This window comes from Amycolatopsis sp. NPDC003676 (assembly GCF_053587275.1).
Genome location: NZ_JBSFNS010000039.1, coordinates 13,826 through 31,767, shown reverse-complemented (window position 1 = coordinate 31,767; position 17,942 = coordinate 13,826). Strand labels below are relative to the sequence as shown.

General features: G+C 69.6%; 17 protein-coding genes and 1 pseudogene. 9 read left to right on the top strand and 9 right to left on the bottom strand.

Going from position 1 to position 17,942, the window contains the following annotated elements; translation table 11 throughout:
• Nucleotides 1-33: 33 nt before the first annotated feature.
• Nucleotides 34-699 (top strand): DUF998 domain-containing protein, encoded by a 666-nt coding sequence (locus ACWDNU_RS22980; protein WP_370938541.1) that lies wholly within the window; start codon nucleotides 34-36, stop codon nucleotides 697-699.
• Here the strand turns inward: ACWDNU_RS22980 and ACWDNU_RS22975 are convergent.
• The 3 genes from ACWDNU_RS22975 to ACWDNU_RS22965 form a co-directional block, all read right to left on the bottom strand.
• The gene (locus ACWDNU_RS22975; RefSeq protein ID WP_449670401.1) at nucleotides 626-1,777 is read right to left on the bottom strand and encodes a glycosyltransferase 87 family protein; all 1,152 of its coding nucleotides are present in this window, start codon (nucleotides 1,775-1,777) and stop codon (nucleotides 626-628) included. The two genes, ACWDNU_RS22980 and ACWDNU_RS22975, sit on opposite strands and share 74 nt — an antisense overlap.
• A gap of 102 nt (nucleotides 1,778-1,879) precedes the next feature.
• Nucleotides 1,880-2,542, bottom strand: coding sequence for a response regulator (locus ACWDNU_RS22970; protein WP_449670400.1), 663 nt, complete (start codon nucleotides 2,540-2,542; stop codon nucleotides 1,880-1,882).
• 10 nt (nucleotides 2,543-2,552) lie between these two features.
• On the bottom strand, nucleotides 2,553-3,731 hold the full coding sequence (locus tag ACWDNU_RS22965) for a histidine kinase (RefSeq protein WP_449670399.1): 1,179 nt from the start codon (nucleotides 3,729-3,731) through the stop codon (nucleotides 2,553-2,555).
• A 124-nt stretch (nucleotides 3,732-3,855) separates the two neighbouring features.
• On the opposite strand from ACWDNU_RS22965, the gene fabG reads away from it, so the two are divergent.
• The 7 genes and pseudogenes from fabG (at nucleotide 3,856) to ACWDNU_RS22930 (ending at nucleotide 10,314) form a co-directional block, all read left to right on the top strand.
• Complete coding sequence (gene fabG / locus ACWDNU_RS22960; protein WP_116203018.1) at nucleotides 3,856-4,626, top strand: 3-oxoacyl-ACP reductase FabG; 771 nt, start codon at nucleotides 3,856-3,858, stop codon at nucleotides 4,624-4,626.
• A 5-nt stretch (nucleotides 4,627-4,631) separates the two neighbouring features.
• On the top strand, nucleotides 4,632-5,084 hold the full coding sequence (locus ACWDNU_RS22955; RefSeq protein ID WP_449670398.1) for a MaoC family dehydratase: 453 nt from the start codon (nucleotides 4,632-4,634) through the stop codon (nucleotides 5,082-5,084).
• Between the two features lie 127 nt (nucleotides 5,085-5,211).
• A complete protein-coding gene (locus tag ACWDNU_RS22950; RefSeq protein ID WP_449670397.1) occupies nucleotides 5,212-6,237 on the top strand; it encodes a phosphotransferase family protein in 1,026 nt (341 codons plus the stop codon).
• A complete protein-coding gene (locus tag ACWDNU_RS22945) occupies nucleotides 6,237-7,460 on the top strand; it encodes an acyl-CoA dehydrogenase family protein (RefSeq protein WP_449670396.1) in 1,224 nt (407 codons plus the stop codon). The genes ACWDNU_RS22950 and ACWDNU_RS22945 overlap by 1 nt, the downstream gene beginning before the upstream one ends.
• Entirely contained in the window at nucleotides 7,457-8,635 is a 1,179-nt protein-coding gene (locus ACWDNU_RS22940; RefSeq protein WP_449670395.1) for an acyl-CoA dehydrogenase family protein, read from the top strand. Before ACWDNU_RS22945 ends, ACWDNU_RS22940 begins: the two co-directional genes overlap by 4 nt.
• Nucleotides 8,632-9,726, top strand: a complete 1,095-nt coding sequence (locus tag ACWDNU_RS22935; RefSeq protein ID WP_449670394.1) for an acyl-CoA dehydrogenase family protein — start codon at nucleotides 8,632-8,634, stop codon at nucleotides 9,724-9,726. The genes ACWDNU_RS22940 and ACWDNU_RS22935 overlap by 4 nt, the downstream gene beginning before the upstream one ends.
• Nucleotides 9,727-9,762: 36 nt before the next feature.
• A pseudogene (locus ACWDNU_RS22930) lies at nucleotides 9,763-10,314 on the top strand (GrpB family protein).
• 728 nt (nucleotides 10,315-11,042) lie between these two features.
• On the opposite strand, the gene ACWDNU_RS22925 reads toward ACWDNU_RS22930, so the two are convergent.
• The 5 genes from ACWDNU_RS22925 to ACWDNU_RS22905 form a co-directional block, all read right to left on the bottom strand.
• Nucleotides 11,043-11,246 (bottom strand): hypothetical protein, encoded by a 204-nt coding sequence (locus ACWDNU_RS22925; protein WP_449670393.1) that lies wholly within the window; start codon nucleotides 11,244-11,246, stop codon nucleotides 11,043-11,045.
• Nucleotides 11,247-11,285: 39 nt separating this feature from the next.
• Nucleotides 11,286-12,266, bottom strand: a complete 981-nt coding sequence (locus ACWDNU_RS22920) for a chitinase (protein WP_449670392.1) — start codon at nucleotides 12,264-12,266, stop codon at nucleotides 11,286-11,288.
• Between the two features lie 199 nt (nucleotides 12,267-12,465).
• Entirely contained in the window at nucleotides 12,466-13,758 is a 1,293-nt protein-coding gene (locus ACWDNU_RS22915) for an MFS transporter (RefSeq protein ID WP_370938553.1), read from the bottom strand.
• 54 nt (nucleotides 13,759-13,812) lie between these two features.
• Nucleotides 13,813-14,586 carry an SDR family oxidoreductase gene (locus tag ACWDNU_RS22910; RefSeq protein ID WP_370938554.1) on the bottom strand — a complete coding sequence of 258 codons (774 nt, stop codon included), beginning with the start codon at nucleotides 14,584-14,586 and terminating at the stop codon, nucleotides 13,813-13,815.
• Nucleotides 14,583-15,335 carry an SDR family oxidoreductase gene (locus tag ACWDNU_RS22905; RefSeq protein ID WP_370938555.1) on the bottom strand — a complete coding sequence of 251 codons (753 nt, stop codon included), beginning with the start codon at nucleotides 15,333-15,335 and terminating at the stop codon, nucleotides 14,583-14,585. The genes ACWDNU_RS22910 and ACWDNU_RS22905 overlap by 4 nt, the downstream gene beginning before the upstream one ends.
• A gap of 710 nt (nucleotides 15,336-16,045) precedes the next feature.
• Between ACWDNU_RS22905 and ACWDNU_RS22900 the strand changes: the two genes are divergently transcribed.
• Entirely contained in the window at nucleotides 16,046-17,257 is a 1,212-nt protein-coding gene (locus ACWDNU_RS22900) for a hypothetical protein (protein WP_449670391.1), read from the top strand.
• Here ACWDNU_RS22900 and ACWDNU_RS22895 read toward each other — a convergent pair.
• The gene (locus ACWDNU_RS22895; protein ID WP_370938557.1) at nucleotides 17,254-17,928 is read right to left on the bottom strand and encodes a FadR/GntR family transcriptional regulator; all 675 of its coding nucleotides are present in this window, start codon (nucleotides 17,926-17,928) and stop codon (nucleotides 17,254-17,256) included. The genes ACWDNU_RS22900 and ACWDNU_RS22895 overlap by 4 nt on opposite strands.
• Nucleotides 17,929-17,942 lie beyond the last annotated feature (14 nt).

Below are 17,942 nucleotides of genomic sequence, written 5' to 3'. Positions count from 1 at the left end.
GGGGACATATCCGGCACGTGGCACTCTGAGGACATGACAACAGTGTCCGCGGACCGACGCCCCGCCCTGCTGGCGCTGGCTGGCATCAGCGCGCTCGCGCTCGGCGCCGTCCTGATGCTGTTGTTACAGGTGGTGCCGCCGACCGACGAGATCAGCGCGACCTGGCGGACTATCAGCGAATACGGGCTGTCGGACCACAAATGGGTGTTCGACCTGGCTGTCGTGCTGGTCGCGGCCGGTTCGGCGGTCGCGTTCGCCGTGCTGCGGCTGCAAGGGCGGCTGCCGGTCCTCGCCGCGGTGCTCGGAGCGTTCTGGACCGCTGGGTTGCTGGTGATCGTCGCGTTCCCGAAGACCGACTGGGCCAACGCGGCAGCCTCGGGAGCAGGCGGCACGCTGCACCGGATCGCCAGCGTCGTCGCCTTCGTCTGCCTTCCGCTCGCAGTGCTCATCTCGGCGCGCACGGTCTTCCCGGACTCGCCTCGCCGCCGGTTCCTCGCCCGCGCACTCGCGGTGGCGTCGCTGGCATGGTTCGCGGTGATCCTCGGCGCGGTCGCCGTCGCCGCGCTGACTGACCAACGCTGGTGGCTGCTGATCCCGCTGGGCCTCGTCGAACGCGGGATGGCGCTCACCGAACTCGTCGCGCTGGCCGCGCTCGCCGCCCCGGCTCGGCAAGCGACCCCCGCGCCAGCCGGACAATAAGCACCGCGCCAACGGCCAACGCGCTCAGCACGTAAGCGTTCCCGAACACCGTCTCGACCGGATTCCAGGACAGCTCCCGGTGCCCGCCCTCGGGAACCAGCGTCAGCGCGACCCCGCTGAAAACCGCTCCAGCGCAGACCAGCGCGGCCCGCCTGCCGGAGAGAAACCCGACGAGCGGCACTGCCCAAATCCAGTGGTGCGTCCACGAAAGCGGGCTCACCAGCAGCCCGCACCCCGCCGTCACGAGCAGCGCGGCCCGCGGGTCGCCGCGCCGGTGGAAGTCGCGGACCAGCAGCGCACCCGTCAGCAGGCACAGCGCGGCGGCCGCCGCGTACCAGCCGGGCGAGGTCGCGCCGAACCTCGCGAACATCCCGTGCAGGGACTGGTCGAGCACCCAGTCGACGGCTCCGGCGTTGCGGTTGTCCAGCATGGCCGAGGTCCAGTACCGGATCGAGTCCGCCGGCAGGATCAGCATCCCGGCCGCGCTCGCCCCGAGGAAGGTCGCCAGCGCGCGCCACGCGTCGGCGCGGCGGCCGGTCAGGAACAAGTGCGGGACGAAGATCAGCGGGGTCAGCTTCACCGCCGCGGCCAGCCCGATCAGCACTCCGCCGGATTTGCGGTCGCGGGCGGGCAGCGCGTCCGACACCGCCATGGCCATCAGCACGCCGTTGATCTGGCCCAGCGAAATCATCCGCCACACGGGTTCCAGCACCGGCAGGAGACAGAGCGTCAGCAGCGGCCGTTCGCGGGCGAACCGGCGCGTCACCGACCACAGCGCGAACACCGAACCGACTGCGAGCAGCAACCACGCGAACTGCGCCGGGAGCGCGGCCAGCGGAAGGAACAGCAACGCCGCGCTAGGCGGGTACGTGAACGGCAGTTCCAGCGCGGACTTCGGGTCGAGCGCGAGCAAGGGTTCGTAGAGCGGCTGTCCGCGCAGCACGGCCAGCGCACCGGCGCGATACACCGCGCTGTCCACCCCGAGCGGTGCGCCGCCGAGCCAGCGGACGGCGGCGATCCCGGTCAGCACGGCGATCGCCGCCGCCAGCCCGAGGCGAAGCTTTTTCTCTTGGCGCACAAGGGAAAGCTAGGGAGACGAGCACCTCAGAATCGTCGGCCCGCGGAGCGATCTTCGGCTGCTTCCCCGGTAGCGTCCCTCGCGATGAGTGCTACCCGGGTATCACTGGCCCGGCACCACGAACTTCGCCTCGTAGGCCAGCACCACCGCCTGCGCGCGGTCGCGAACGCCGAGCTTGCCCAGCACGCGGCTGACGTGCGTCTTGGCGGTCTGCTCCGCGATCACCAGCTGCCCGGCGATGTCCGCGTTGGACAGTCCGCGCGCGATCAGCCGCAGCACCTCGAGTTCGCGCGCGGTCAGCTCGGACAGCCTGCCGACGTCCTGGGCCGGCGGCCGCGTCCCGGCGAACCCCTCGATCACCCGGCGGGTGACCGCGGGTGCGAACAGCGCGTTGCCCGCCGCCACCATCCGGACCGCGACGACCAGATCGTCCAGCGGGGAGTCCTTCAGCAGGAACCCGCTGGCTCCGGCGCTGAGCGCACCGTAGACGTACTCGTCCGCGTCGAACGTGGTCAGCACGAGCACCCGCGGCCCGGCGTCCCGTCCGTCGCCGAGGACGAGCCGGGTGGCGGCCAGCCCGTCGAGGTCCGGCATCCGGATGTCCATCAGCACCAGGTCCGGGCGCAGCGCACGGCACGCGGCCACCGCCTCGGTCCCGGTGGCCGCCTCGCCGACCACCTCGATGTCCGGCTGCGCGTCCAGCACCGCGCGAAAGCTCTGCCGGACCATGGTCTGGTCGTCGGCGATCACCACCGTCACCGCCATGGCTGTCCCCCTAGTCCAGCGGGACGGTCACGACGACCTCGAACCCGCCGCCGTCCCGTCGTCCCGCGGAAAACGTACCGCCGAGCGCCGCCGCCCGTTCCCGCATCCCGAGCAGCCCGTGCTTCTCCCGGCCCGCCGTGTCCTCCGGAGCGCTCGCGACGGCGCCGGTGTCCCGCACGACGAGCCGCAGCGATCCAGGAGCGACGTGCACGAGCACCTCGACCGGTGCGCCAGGGGCGTGCCGCACCGCGTTGCTGAGCCCTTCCTGGACGATCCGGTACGCCGACAACCCGACGCCCTCGGGGAGGCCGCGGCCATCACCGCGCAGGTCGAACCGCACGTCGGTACCCGCCGCCCGGACGCGTTCCACCAGCTGTCCGATCTGCTCGGCTCCCGGCTGGGGCTCGGTCTCCTGGCCGGCCTGCCCGGCGCGCAGCACACCGAGCAGCCTGCGCATTTCGGTCATCCCGTTGCGAGCGGTGTCCTGGATCGACTGGAATTCCTCGCGCAGCCCGTCGTCGAGGCCGGGGAACCGGTAGCGGGCGGAGTCCGCGCGCATGGCCAGCACCGACATGTGGTGCGCGACCACGTCGTGCAGCTCGCGGGCGATCCGGGCCCGTTCCTCCAGCACCGCCCGGCGAGTGGACTCCGCCTCCAGGTCGCGTTCGGCGCCGCGCAGCCGCGAAACCAGCCAGCCGAACGCCAGCGGCACCGCGAGCAGCACGGCGATCACGACCAGCTCGCCGCGCACGTTCGCCAGCAGCGCGCTGACCCCGGTCGAGATCAGCCAGACCCACGCCAGCACGCCCGGCCGGTGGTTGCGGCCGACCGCGGCGAGGACCGGGATCGCCGCGAACGCGAGGCCCGCGCTCCACGGCCAGCCGAACCGGGCGTGGATCCCGTACAGCTGGTCCGCGCAGCCCACGACGACGATCAGCACCCGCCAGGCCCACAGCGGACGGACCAGGGTGAGCCCGACCGCGAACATGGCCAGCGCGGCCGCCAGCACCCGCGTGCCCTCGTTCGCGCGGTCGGCGGGAAAGAACGCGAGCACTCCGGCGACCACCGCCGCAAGCCCGGTCAGCGCCTGGTGCGCCCGGCTGGGCGCGACGGCCGGACCGCCGCCTCCGGCGACCGTCTCCCCCAGCGCGCGTCCCGCCGCGACAACGGGCGCGCTCGTGATCTTCATCGGCGGCGACCCTACTCGCCGGGACCGACATTCCGGCCGCACGCGGCGAACCGCTCTTCCGAGGTCTCGCGAAATTCTCGTACTAAGCGTACGCTTAGCGCCGCTGCCGAACGCTTTCTCGACGATGAGGAGATCCCCCGTGACCGCTTCCCGTGTGGCCATCGTGACCGGAGCCGGCCGTGGCATCGGCGCCGCCGTAGCCCGCCGCCTCGCCTCCGACGGGTTCGCCGTCGGCCTGCTGGACCTCGACGAGGCCGGGGTCAAGCAAGGGGCCGAGGCGATCGTCGCCGACGGCGGCCGGGCGGTCGGCGTCGCGCTGGACGTCAGCGACGCCGGGCAGGTCGAAGCCGCGGTGACCCGCGTGGCCGAGGAGCTCGGCGCGCCGACCGTGCTGATCAACAACGCCGGCATCACCCGCGACAACCTGCTGTTCAAGATGACCGAACAGGACTGGGACTCGGTGCTGAACGTGCACCTGCGCGGTTCGTTCCTGATGACCCGCGAGGTGCAGAAGTACCAGACGCAGGAGAAGTGGGGCCGGATCGTCAACCTGTCCAGCACTTCCGCGCTGGGCAACCGCGGGCAGGTCAACTACTCCGCGGCCAAGGCGGGCATGCAGGGCTTCACCAAGACGCTGGCGATCGAACTGGGCAAGTTCGGCGTCACCGCCAACGCGATCGCGCCCGGGTTCATCGCCACCGACATGACCGCGGCGACCGCCGAGCGCGTCGGCATGAGCTTCGAGGACTTCAAGGCCGCGGCCGCCTCGCAGATCCCGGTGCAGCGCGTCGGCACGCCCGAGGACATCGCGAACGTCGCGTCGTTCCTGGTCAGCGAGGGCGCGGGATTCGTGTCCGGCCAGGTCATCTACGTCGCCGGCGGACCGAAGGACTGATCGCGATGCGCGTGTTCTCCGACGTCGCCGAACTCGCCGAAGCGGTCGGCAAGCCCTTGGGCACGAGCGAATGGCACACCGTCTCCCAGGAGCAGGTGCAGCTGTTCGCCGACGCCACCGGCGACCACCAGTGGATCCACCTCGACGCCGAGAAGGCCGCCGCGGGCCCGTTCGGCACGACGATCGCGCACGGGTTCCTCACGCTGTCGCTGATCCCGGCGTTCCTGCCGGAGATCTACCGGGTCGAAGGCCTGAAGATGGGCATCAACTACGGGCTCAACAAGGTGCGGTTCCCGCAGCCGGTGAAGGTGGGCTCGCGGGTGCGCGGGACCGCCGAGCTGGTCGAGCTGACCGACGTGCCCGGCGGCAAACAGGCCGTGGTGCGCTGGACCGTCCAAATCGAGGGCGAGGACAAACCCGCCTGCGTCGCCGAGATGGTTTCCCGGCTCATCCTCTGACCGCCCGCCCGCGCCCCAAAGTGGCGTTGGGTGCATCTGCCGCACCCAATGCGGCATTCGGTGCGTCTCACGCACCCAATGCGGCATTGGGGCGATCGCCGACCTCGCACGAACTGGAGTCCTTCCGATGACCGAAACCGACCCGCCCGGCCTCGATCTGGCGAGGCTGCGCGCCCATCTCGACCGCGAGCGGCCCGGGCTCGTCTCCGGCGCCCTCACCGCGGACGTGGTGCAGGGCGGGCGGTCCAACCTCACCTATCTCGTCACCGACGGCACTCAGCGCTGGGTCGTGCGCCGTCCGCCGCTCGGGCACGTGCTGCCGACCGCGCACGACATGCGGCGCGAGTTCCGCGTGATGAGCGGGCTGGCCGGAACTCCGGTCCCGGTGCCGGAAACCGTTCTGCTGTGCGAGGACGCGGACGTGCTCGGCGCGCAGTTCTACGTGATGGAGTTCGTCGAGGGCACGCCGTACCGGACCGCGCAGGAGCTGGAGCAGCTCGGCCCGCAGCGGACGCGGGCGATCGCCGATTCGCTGGTGGACACGCTCGTCGACCTGCACGCGGTCGATCCGGAAGCGGTCGGGCTCGGCGATTTCGGCCGTCCGGAAGGCTTTCTGGAACGCCAGCTGCGCCGGTGGAAGAAGCAGCTCGACGGTTCGCGCAGCCGCGACCTGCCCGGCGCGGACCGGCTGCACGACCAGCTCGCCGCGGCGATCCCGGCGTCCGGCCCGCCCGCCATCGTGCACGGCGACTACCGGCTGGACAACGTGCTCGTCGACGGGGAGGACCGGATCACCGCGGTGCTGGACTGGGAGATGTCCACGCTCGGCGACCCGCTCACCGACCTCGGCCTGATGGTCACCTACGCGCAGCGGGACCAGCTTTCACTGCCGATGGTGTCCAACGCCAGCAGCGCGCCCGGCTACCCGGACACCGACGAGACGATCGCCCGCTACGCGCAGCGGTCCGGCCGCGACCTGTCGGCGCTGAACTGGTACGTGAGCTTCGCGTACTTCAAGCTCGCGGTGATCCTCGAAGGCATCTATTTCCGTTTCCAGCAAGGCAAAACCGTCGGCGAGGGCTTCGACCAGATCGGCGCCGCCGTCGCACCTCTGATCGAGCAGGGCAGCAAGACGCTCACCAAGGAGAACTGATGGACTTCGCGTTCGACGCCCGTACCGAGGAACTGCGCGGGCAGCTGCTCGAATTCATGGATTCGCACGTCTACCCCGCCGAGGCCGTGTTCCACGAGCAGCTGGCCGCGCGCACCGATCCGTGGTCGCCGCCGCCGGTCGTCGACGAACTTAAGGCCGAAGCCCGCAAGCGCGGTCTGTGGAACTTCTTCCTGCCCGGCGACCACGGTGCGGGGCTCACGAACCTGCAGTACGCACCGCTGGCCGAGATCACCGGCCGCAGCCCGCATCTCGCGCCCGCCGCGGTCAACTGCGCCGCGCCGGACACCGGGAACATGGAAGTGCTGACCATGTTCGGCAGCGAGCAGCAGAAGAAGCAGTGGCTGGAACCGTTGCTGGTCGGGGAAATCCGCTCCGCGTTCGCGATGACCGAACCCGAGGTCGCCTCTTCGGACGCACGCAACATCGCGACGAGCATCCGCCGCGAGGGCGACGAGTACGTGATCAACGGGCGCAAGTGGTACATCACCGGCGCGATGAACCCGAACTGCAAGATCTTCATCGTCATGGGCAAGACCGACCCGGACGCGCCCGCGCACAAGCAGCAGAGCATGATCCTGGTCCCGCGCGACACCCCCGGGCTGACCGTCGTGCGCGGCATGCAGGTGTTCGGCTACACCGACGGCGACCACGGCGGGCACGCCGAGGTGCTGTTCGAGGACGTGCGGGTGCCCGCGGAAAACCTGATCGCCGACGAGGGTTCCGGGTTCGCCATCGCGCAGGCCCGCCTCGGCCCCGGCCGCATCCACCACTGCATGCGCGCGATCGGCATGGCGGAGCGCGCGCTGGAGGCGATGTGCCGGCGCACGCTGTCGCGCGAGACTTTCGGCCGTCCGATCGCCGATTCGGGCGTGGTGCAGGACTGGATCGCCGAGGCGCGCGTGCGGATAGAACAGCAGCGGTTGCTCGTGCTGAAGACCGCGTGGCTGATGGACACCGTCGGCAACCAGGGCGCGCACACCGAGATCCAGTCGATCAAGATCTCCACGCCGCTGGCCGTCGAATGGATCCTGGACAAGGCGATCCAGGCGCACGGCGCGGGCGGCGTTTCGCAGGACTTCCCGCTGGCGGAGATCTGGGCCGGGGTGCGCACGCTGCGGCTCGCCGACGGTCCGGACGAGGTGCACAAGCGGTCGCTGGCACGGCGTGAGCTGAAGAAGTACCGGACGGAGGCGGGCAAGTGACCGCCGAGGAACTGCGCGCGCAAGTCGCCGCTTTCCTTGCCGCGCATGATCCTTCTTCGTTGTCCACAGTGGACTTCCTGCGCGCTCGCTTCGACGCCGGGCTCGCCTGGGTGCACTTCCCTGAAGGCCTTGGCGGGCAAGGCGCTCCGCGGGCGCTGCAGGGCGAGGTCGAGGCCGCTTTCGCCGCCGCTGGCGCACCGGACAACAACCCGCGCCGGATCCTGATCGGGCTCGGCATGGCCGCGCCGACGATCCTCGCGTTCGGCACCGAGGAGCAGAAGAAGCGCTACCTCCGTCCGCTGTGGACCGGCGAGGAGGTGTGGTGCCAGCTGTTCAGCGAGCCCGGCGCCGGTTCCGACCTCGCCGCGCTGGCCACGCGCGCGGTCCGCGACGGCGACGACTGGGTCGTGACCGGGCAGAAGGTGTGGACGTCCAGCGCGCATCTCGCGCAGTGGGCCATCCTCGTCACCCGCACCGACCCGGACGTGCCGAAACACCAGGGCATGACGTACTTCCTGTGCGACATGACCGCGCCCGGCGTCGAGGTCCGGCCGCTGCGGCAGATCACCGGCGAGGCGGAGTTCAACGAGGTTTTCCTTACTGAGGTGCGGATTCCGGACTCGCAGCGGATCGGCGCGGTCGGCGAGGGCTGGAAGGTCGCGCAGACCACGCTGATGAACGAGCGCGTCGCGATCGGCGGCACCGCGATGCCGCGCGAGGGCGGCATGATCGGGCTCGTCGCGAAGACTTGGCGGGACCGTCCCGAGTTGCGCACGCCGGAACTGCGCGACCGGCTCGTGCAGCACTGGGTCGAAGCGGAATCGCTGCGGCTGGCCGGAGAACGGCAGCGGCAGCAGCTCGCCGTCGGCGCGCCCGGTCCGGAGGGTTCGGCGATGAAGGTGGCGTTCGCCGAGCTGAACCAGGCGCTGTCCGGGCTGGAGCTGGAACTGCTCGGCGAAGAGGGCCTGCGCTACGAGGACTGGACGATGCGCCGTCCGGAACAGGTCGACTTCTTCGGCCGCGACGCCGGGTACCGGTACTTGCGCGCCAAGGGAAACTCGATCGAAGGCGGTACCTCGGAGGTGCTGCGGAACATCATCTCCGAACGCGTGCTGGGGCTGCCGTCCGAGCCGCGGGTGGACAAGGACGTCGCCTGGAAGGACCTGCCGCGATGAGCACGCCGGACCTGCTGTACTCGGAGGTGGAAGAGGACCTGCGGTCCTCAGTGCGGGCGCTGCTCACCGACCGCGCCGGGCCCACGGCTCTGCTGGCGCGGGTCGAGACGGACGCGCCGTACGACCTCGCTCTGTGGAAAACGTTGGCCGCCGACCTCGGCACTGCTGGGCTCATGGTGCCGGAATCCCGTGGCGGACACGGGGCTTCGACGCGCGAGGTCGCGGTCGTCATGGAGGAACTGGGCCGGAGCGTCGCGCCGGTGCCGTACCTGGGCAGTGCCGTGCTCGCGACTGCCGCGTTGCTGGCCGCGGGCTCGGAGCTGCTCTCCCAGCTCGCTTCCGGCTCGGTGATCGGCGCGCTGGCGGTGCCTTTGTCGACCGCTCCGGGCTCTGCTTTCCCTGCCACGGTTTCTTTTCTCGACGGAACCTTGACCGGGCGAGTGTCCACAGTGGCCGATGCGTCGGTCGCGGATCTGCTGATCGTTCCGGCTGTCGGTCCTGACGGCCCTGGCCTCTACTCGGTGGACGCTTCCGCGGCGACCGTGACCGAGGCCGTGTCGCTGGACCTGACGCGCCGGGTTGCCGACGTAACGCTGGATTCCGCTGCGGCACAGGCGATTTGCACTGGCTCGGCCGCCGCGGAGGCTTTGGAGAGCGCTTTGACCACCGCGGCTGGGCTGCTGGCTTCGGAGCAGACCGGGATCGCCGAGTGGGCGTTGACCGAGACTGTTTCCTATTTGAAGGGCCGGTACCAGTTCGGCCGTCCGGTCGGGGGTTTTCAGTCGCTGAAGCACCGGTTGGCGAACCTGTACACGGAACTGGTGAACGCCCGCGCGACGGCCCGGTACGCGGCGGATGCGCTGGCGACCGGGAACGACGTGCCGGTCGCGGTGGCGGTCGCGCAGGCGCGGGTGTCGCCGATCGCGGTGCACGCGGCCGAGGAAGCTGTCCAGCTGCACGGCGGGATCGGGATGACGTGGGAACATCCGGCGCATCTCTATCTCAAGCGGGCCAAGAGCGATCAGATCGCCTTCGGCACGCCGGGGCGGCATCGGGCCCGGTTGGCTGACCTGGTGGATCTGCCTGCCTGACGTTTTTTGTCGGTGGCCGGGGTTACGGTGGCTTGCATGTCCGTTACCCCGGATTGGGCCTACGAACGGCCTGAAGTCCATCCCCCAGATCCGACGTGGGCGTCGCGGGGCTCCGCATTGTGCGCGGAGCTCGCGCGACTGCTCGCGCCTTGGCTCGCCTGTGGGGAAATCAAGCACGTCGGCTCGACGGCGGTGCCCGGTTTGGCGGCGAAACCGGTGCTCGACGTGATGGCCTCGATGCGGGATCTCTCGGATTTTACGGTTTCGGCGGTGGTGCCAGTCCTTTCCTCGGGCGGATGGTGTTTTGTGCCGCCGGAACTGGACGTCGCCGCGCCATGACGACGGTTCTTCGTGCTGCCCGATGCGGAGGGTCGGCGTCGGGTGGCGCATCTGCATCTGCTGCCCGACGGTCATCCGAGGTGGCAGGCGCAGGTGGATTTCCGGGACGCGCTGCGGGCGGATCCCGGGTTGGCGGCGGAGTATGCAGAGGTGAAACGGCGGCTGGCTCGGGAGGTGACTGATCGGGAGGAGTACACGGCCGGGAAGACGGACTTCGTGCGGCGGGTTCTGGATGGGGTGAGCGGCTGAGGGAGGCCGTCCGCTGCGACCAGTACCGGCCTTGCGTGTGCGAGCCACATTGGGTCCGGCACGGTCGCGCCCCCACCGCGCGACCGTGCCCTCCGTGCGCCAGCTTGTGCCCCGGGCTGACCGTCCATCCTGGAACGACAAGGGCGCGGGCCGAGGCACGACCCGGTTGCAGCCATGCCCTGCTCCGCGCCGGAGACCGACCACGGCGCGAACCGTCTGGTGCGCCACGCTCGTGCCCCGGGCTGACTCTCCACCCGGAACGACGACCGCGGCGCGGGCCGAGGCACAACCCGATTGCTGCCTACGCCCCGCACGGGAGACCGACCGCGGCCGGACCCTCTGGTGCGCCACGCCTCGTCGTTTCTGCTGCCCCGCAAGCATTCCGGCTGCTCCACAAGCGACTGCCTTACGCGAAGTTGCTGCGCAGCAACCCGCCGCTGCCAGTTTCCCCCGTCCGCCCTGGTCTCATCGCAGGTGACGACGAGGCCGCACCCCTCGGAACGGCGGCCTCGTCGCCAAGCTCAAACGCGGGCTCAGACCCGGCCGGGTCAGGTCGGCCCCGCCCCGGCCGCTCCAGGCCAGCTCCGCCGGGCCAGGTCAGCCCGGTCAAGCCCGCTGGGCCCGGCCCGATCAGGTCGGCCAGGTCCGGTCCAGTCGAGCAGGCCAGGCGTCCTAGCCCGGCCCGGCCAGCCTGGCCCGGTTAGCCCACCCAGCCAGGTCAGGTCAGGTCAGGTCAGCCCGACTCGAGCAACCCCACCCGGGCCCAGCCAGGCCAGCCCGGCCAGACCAGCCCCGCCCCGGCCGCTCCAGGTCAGCCCGGCCCGGTCAGCCCCGCCCGACTCGGGCAACCCCACCCGGGCCCAGCTCAGCCCGGCCAGCTCGGCCCAGTTCCGCCCGGCCAGATCGGCCCCGACAGGCCGGGGCAGCCGCACCCAGCCAGGCCAGGTCGGACCGGCCAGCTCTGAGCCGGATCAGCCGTGATACCCGGCCACGATCTTCGTGAACGCGTACTTCGGCTGCGAGATTCCGCTGCACTCCCCGCCGCCCGAGCAGTCCCGGTTGGTCGCCCAGAAGGTGAACCGGCCGAGGTGGTGGCTGGCCGCGTAGTCGCGGATCGCGGTGAAGTCAGCGACCGACACCACCTCGCCGGCGTTGTCCGTCTTGCCGTTCATCGACGACAGGCCCGCGTGCCGGTACGCCGTGGCGCTGTCCCAGCCGAAGGTCGACTTCAGCTGTCCCACGAGACCGTCCACCGCGGACTTCGTCTTGCCCGCCATGTCGCCGCCGCTGGAGAAGTCGAACGGCATCACCGACCACACGTCCACCGGCGCGCCGATCGCCTTCGCCTGCTTGATCAGCCGCTTGCCCCAGTCGGTCGGGCCGGAGGTCTCGGTCCCGATGGTGATCACGACGCGCACACCGGGGTTCTTCTGCTTCGTGATCTTGACCGCGTTCAGGATCCGGTCCTGCACCGTCGCGTTCTCGAACTCGTCGGTGTTCTCGATGTCGAGGTCGATCGCCTTGAGCCCGTACGCGTCGATCACCTTCTGGTACGCCCCCGCGAGCGCGCTGGCCGACGAGCATTTCGCGCCCAGTTTCGTGCCGGACCAGCCGCCGAAGGACGGGATGACGTCGCCGCCCGCGTCGCGGATGCTCTTGATCAGGGTTTTGTCCGAACCGGTCAGCGAACGGTCGCCGTCCCACTTCGGGTTGCACGAACCGTCCGACAGCATGAACGCGAGCGTGAACGTCTTGATCCCCGTCGCGGACATCGCCGCCGACGCGCTGGTCTGCCCCGCCCACTGGTACAGGTACGGCGAAGCGAGAACCGGATCCGGAGCCGCCGCGAGCTGCGGCGCGGACGCGGGCGCGGCCGTGGCCACCCCGGCCGCGGTCGCGAGAGCCGCCCCTGCCGCCGCCGCGAGCGCGGCCAGCCGACGCACTGATTTCATCGTGTTCCTCCCACGAGCACCACGGAACACCTCCGGTTTGAGGCGGCGGGATCAACCCGGGAGGAGTGCACCCGGAAGGGTGCCGTCACACACTGGACTAGACCAAATCAGCATGTCAAGAGCCGCAGCCCGAACGGCGCACCGGACCGGAAACGGTGCGCCGCGCCAGGTTTGTCCCCCGGCCGGGTGGGGCCGAAAGTCAGGAGAGCCCGTCGGAGAAGTCGTGGTCCCGGGTTTCCGGCAGGCCGAGGACGCACAGGAAACTCAGCACCCCGAGCGCCACCAGCACCAGCGAAACGGGAACCGTCGAACCCGTCGACGCCCACAGATTCGTCGAAATCAGCGGCACCACCCCGCCGCCGATCACCCCTGCCACGCTGTACGCGATCGACGCGCCGGAATACCGGTACCGCACCCGGAACAGCTCCGGCAGGAACGCGCCCATCGGCCCGTACAGCATCGCGAAACACGCCAGGCCGCCGACGAACCCCAGCGTCAGCAGGACCGGGTTTCCCGTCTGCAGCAGAGCGAACAGCGGAAACGCCCACACCACAACGGAAACCGCGGCCGCCGCGCTCAGCCGTCGGCGGCCCCACTGGTCGGACTTCATCGCGAACATCAGCGTCGCCACGCCCATCACCGTCGCCGCGATGAGCAGGCCGATCAGGACAGTGGTGCGCGGGATGCCGAGGGTGGTCGTCGCCATCGAGAGACAGAATGTCGTCACAGTATAGAAAAGCGCGTGCGCGAGCACGAACGACAGCGTCGACAGCACCAGAACTCGCGGCTGCTTCCGAAGCAGCTCGAACAACGGGACTTTCGCTTGTTCGGCCTTGTCCAAAGCAGCTTGGAAAACCGGTGTCTCGGCGATCCTGATCCGGATATAGAAGCCGACTGCCAGCAATACCGCGGAGAACAGGAACGGCAGCCGCCAGCCCCAGGACAAGAACTCAGCGGGAGGGAGCACCGCGTCCAGGATGAGGAACAGCAGGTTGCCCAGCACGAATCCGATGGCCGGGCCGAGCTGCGGGAACGCCGAGTACAAACCGCGTTTGCCCGGCGGAGCGTACTCGGTCGACATCAGCACCGCGCCGCCCCACTCGCCGCCGAGGCCGATGCCTTGCACGAAACGCAGCACTACCAGCAGGATCGGCGACCAGAGGCCGAGGGTGTCGTATCCCGGGACCAGTCCGACGGCCACTGTGGACAGTCCCATCACCAGCAGCGACGTGACCAGCATGGACTTCCGGCCGATCCGGTCGCCCCAGTGTCCGAAAAGGACCGCGCCGACCGGGCGCGCGACGAATCCGACCGCGAAGGTGCCGAGCGAGGCCAGCACGCCAGCGGTGGAGGAGAACGTCGGGAAGAACACTTTCCCGAACACCAGCGCCGCCGCGGTTCCGTAAATGTAGAAATCGTAAAACTCGATGGCGGTGCCGATGAAACTGGCAGTGGCGATGCGCGACACGTCGGCCCGCGCGGGTGCGGTCATTCCGGCTCCCTGTTCTCCCCTGCGGCCCAGTGCCGCCCCGGGGAGAATATCGGGTCACGCGTCGCCGGGCAGTTCCTCCATTTTCCGCTGCAGCTTGTTCATCCCGCCGAGCCAGCGGTCGGTTTGAGTGGCGCGCAGGGCGTAGAAGTCGGCGACCTCGGCGTGCGGCAGCACCAGGAACCGGTTCTCGGCCATGGCGGCGAACAGCGCGTCGGCCACCTGCGGCGGGTCGATCGCGGACGCGCCCATCAGCAGTTTGCCGCGTTCTCCGGTCTCCTCCAGCATCGCGGTGCGCACGCCCTGCGGGCAGATCGCCTGCACGCTGATCCCGCGGTGCCGATAGGTGGCCGACAGCCATTCCGCGAAGGCCAGCGCACCGTGCTTGGTCACCGAATACGGCGCCGAGCCGAGGCTGGTGAGCACGCCCGCCGCGGACACCGTCGCGATGAACCGGCCCTCGCCGCGCTCCAGCCACGCCGGCAGCAGCAACCGGGCCGCGCGGACATGAGCCATCACGTTCACGTCCCACGCCAGCGACCACGCGTCCTCGTCCGCGTTGGCGTCGCCGAACGGCGCGACTCCAGCGTTGGCACAGAAAACGTCGATCTCACCCAGCGTTTCGCGGGCCGCGGTGATCAGGTCCGCCACCCCGGATTCGCTTGCCACGTCACCGGCGAACGCCGTACCACCGACCTCCGCCGCGACCTCGGCCGCACGGTCGCCGTCAAGGTCCGCGACGACGATACGGGCACCGTCCGCAGCGAACCGCCGCGCCAGCGCCGCCCCGATCCCGCCGCCACCGCCGGTGATGACGACCCCGGCGCTCACAGACCGCCGCCGAGCGTCACGCCGCCGTCGAGAACGACCGTCTGCCCGGTCATCCAGCCGGCGTCATTGGACAGCAGGAACGCCACCGCGCCCGCGATGTCCTCCGGCACGCCGAGCCGCTTCAGCGGATAAGCCGCCGCGACTTCTTCCTCGCGCCCCTCGTAAAGCGCGGTCGCGAACTGCGTCTTGACCACCGCCGGAGCCACCGCGTTCACCCGGATCTTCGGGCCGAGCTCGCCGCCGAGTTCCTGAGTGAGCCGGATCAGCGCGGCCTTGCTGACGCCGTACATGCCGATGCCCGGCGAGGTGCGGATGCCCGCGATCGAGGACACGTTGACCACCGACCCGCCGTGCTCGCCCATCCACGCGTCCCGCGCGACGCGGATCCACGACAGCGGCGCGACCACGTTCACCGCGAAGATCTTGGCCGCCGCGGCCGGGTCGACGTCCACTATCGGGCCGTAAACCGGGTTGATGCCGGTGTTGTTGACCAGCATGTCGAGACTGCCGAACTTCTCGACCGCGGTGGCGACCGCCTCCTGCTGGTGCGCGGCGTCGTCGGCCTTGCCGGGCACCGCGACCGCGACGTCCGGCCCGCCGAGCAGCTCGACGGCCTCGGCGAGCGGCTCCGGCTTGCGCGCCGTGATGACCACCTTGGCCCCGCGCTCGACGAGCCCCTGCGCGATGGCCAGCCCGATCCCCCGGCTGGCCCCGGTGACCAGGGCAACGCGATCCTTGAACGACTCCACCACACCGTCTCCTTGTCCGCCGTTGGACAGCCGCCGCTAAGCGGTTGCTTAGTCGCAGAATAACGGCGCAGCTCCCGGATGCAACCTCGGGAGGCGACATCGGCGGTCACAACACGGCGAGTCAACGGGGCCGACCGTGCGTATCCGCCCACCTCGCCAAGACGGCCCGGCAGACTCGACCGGGCCGAGGACACTCCAGCCGTAGCAGCGCTCGCCCGAGCCCTCCGCAACGCCAGCTCGGCGCTGTCTCCGCATCCGACGTCAAGCACCTGGACGAAACGCCGTCAATCAGCTCAGCCCAGCAGGAGCGGGTGAATGCACGAAATCTTCGAATACTCGAGAACAACCGGCGCGACCGACCCGAATCGTTCGATGAGTTCCGCTTTCTCATGGTCGCAGTAATCATCCATCACGTCGCCGGAAAGATCGAGGGCAGGCGACGGGTGTGCGTGGCAATACGCACGCCATTTGAGCGGGCTCAGGCGGGGGCACGGCCGCCCAGTCGGCCGAGGATGCTCTCGAAGGTCTTCGGCCGACCTTTCCTCCCGTGCCGGACAGAGGGTTCCAGGAGGTGAGACAGCCTGGTCGTAGCCGCACGCATGCCCCTTCAGCACCGGATCAAGCCCGTGAACACGACACCCGAACGAGCCGCGAGCGGCTGCCGACCAGTCCCTCATCGACGGCGGCCGCCCTTGGCTACGCTTTCGCAGGTGACCACAGGGATCGAGCCCACTCCCGGCTCGCGGAAGACCGCCACCCGGCGGGCGGCGGTGTATCTGACGCTGGCAACCGCGTCGCTGATCAACTTCATCTCGTACGCGCCGCTCCAAGGGCGCGCGCACGAGAAAGCCTGGGGCGACGCGCTCAACTACTACGCCATGTCCGAACACACCGGGGCGCAGGTCGACAACCCGTTCGCGCTCAGGATGCTCAGCCCCTGGCTGGTGCACCTGGCCAGCAAAGTGACCGGGCTTTCGCTCGACGTTTTGTGGCTCGGGTTCACCGCTGCGGTCACGCTCGCGTGCACCGTGGTGTTCTTCGAATTCTGCTGGCGGCACCTCAATCTGCACCTGTTCACCTCAGCGCTCGCGGCGATCGCCCTCTCGTGCACGTTCTGGTACGCGCCCTACGCGTTCAGTAATCCTTTCCTTGTCGACCCGCTGAACAATCTGCTTTATCTCATCGCGTTGTGGCTGTTGTTCAACCGCAAACTGCTGCTGTTCACAATCGTCATCATTGTCGGCACCATCAACAAGGAGACCACCCTCCTCCTCGCCCCGCTGTACCCGCTCCTGGCCTGGACACGGTCGCGGACACTGCGCGATCGCCAGGTGCTGTTCGGCGTGCTCGCAACGGCAGTCGCGGCGCTGGCGTATACCGGTTTCCGCTTGTGGGCACAGAACTTCATCGGAGGCAGTTACAGCCTCGGCAGCGGCCAGGGCAACCACAGCCTCGCCTCGAACATCGTCTTCGCTCTGTCGTCGAACAAACGCGGCGAGCACGCCGCGCTCTTCGACACCTTCCACTTCTTCTGGATCATCTTCGGCTACGGCCTCTACCGGCTGCACCGCCAAAACGGCCCGCGCAACCCACTGCTCATATCCAGCGTCTACCTGGCACTCTGCTGCCTCGCCGGACGGATGGTCGCCACCGACACCCAACGGGTATTCGTCATGCTCGCACCCCTGGTCATCGGCGTGGTCGCGGTTACTCTCGACAACCAGCGCAGCGACATCCGGCGTTTCCTCGTCGGCCTTCTCGCCTTTCTTTACATCGCGCTCAACCTGCGACTCGTGCCCGACGACACGAAATTCCTGGTCGAAATCGGCGGCCTCATCATCTTCGCCGTTCTGATCTATTCGCAGTCCTGGCTCCCGCGAGACCGTCCACAAACAGTCGCAGGAGCACTGCGCCGCCCCTAGCGCAACTGGTCCAGAGTGCGTTCGACGTTGCGGCGAGTAGCCAGCGCGGCGGCCTCCGCATCACCGGCTTCGATGGCGGCTAGCAGGCCGTGGTGGGCCTGGTGCAGGTCGTCCGCGCTGGTCTCGGCGGTGTCCAGGGTGGTGACGTCGGCGGAGACCGCGCGCATGGCGTCCAGGAAAGAGTCGAACACGTCGATCAGCACCGGGTTGTGCGCGGCCAGCACGACTGCCCGGTGGAAGGCGAGGTCCGCGTCGAGGAGTTCCGGGAGTGAATCGGCTCGGTCGCGGGCCGCCAGCGCCTTGCGGATCGCTTTGAGATCGGCGGCGGTGCGGCGGGTCGCGGCCAGGCTGCCCGCCTCGACCTCCAACGCGACGCGGACCTCGTACACGTCGATCGCCGCGGCCGTGCGCAATTTGCGGTCCAAATCGGACAGTGGGGTCGCGGAGGCGACGTAGGTGCCCGAGCCTTGCTGGGAGTACAGCTGACCGGCGGAGATCAGGGCCCGGACCGCCTCCCGCGCGGTGGACCGGCCGACTCCGAGCAGCTTGCTCAGCTCGACCTCGTTGGGCAGCTTGGCCCCGACCGGCCACTCGCCCTCGCCGATCAGCCTGCGCAGTTCCGCCGTCGCCGCGTCGACCAAGGAGGTTCGCTGCACCGACCGGACCGTCATGTCGTGTTCCCCTC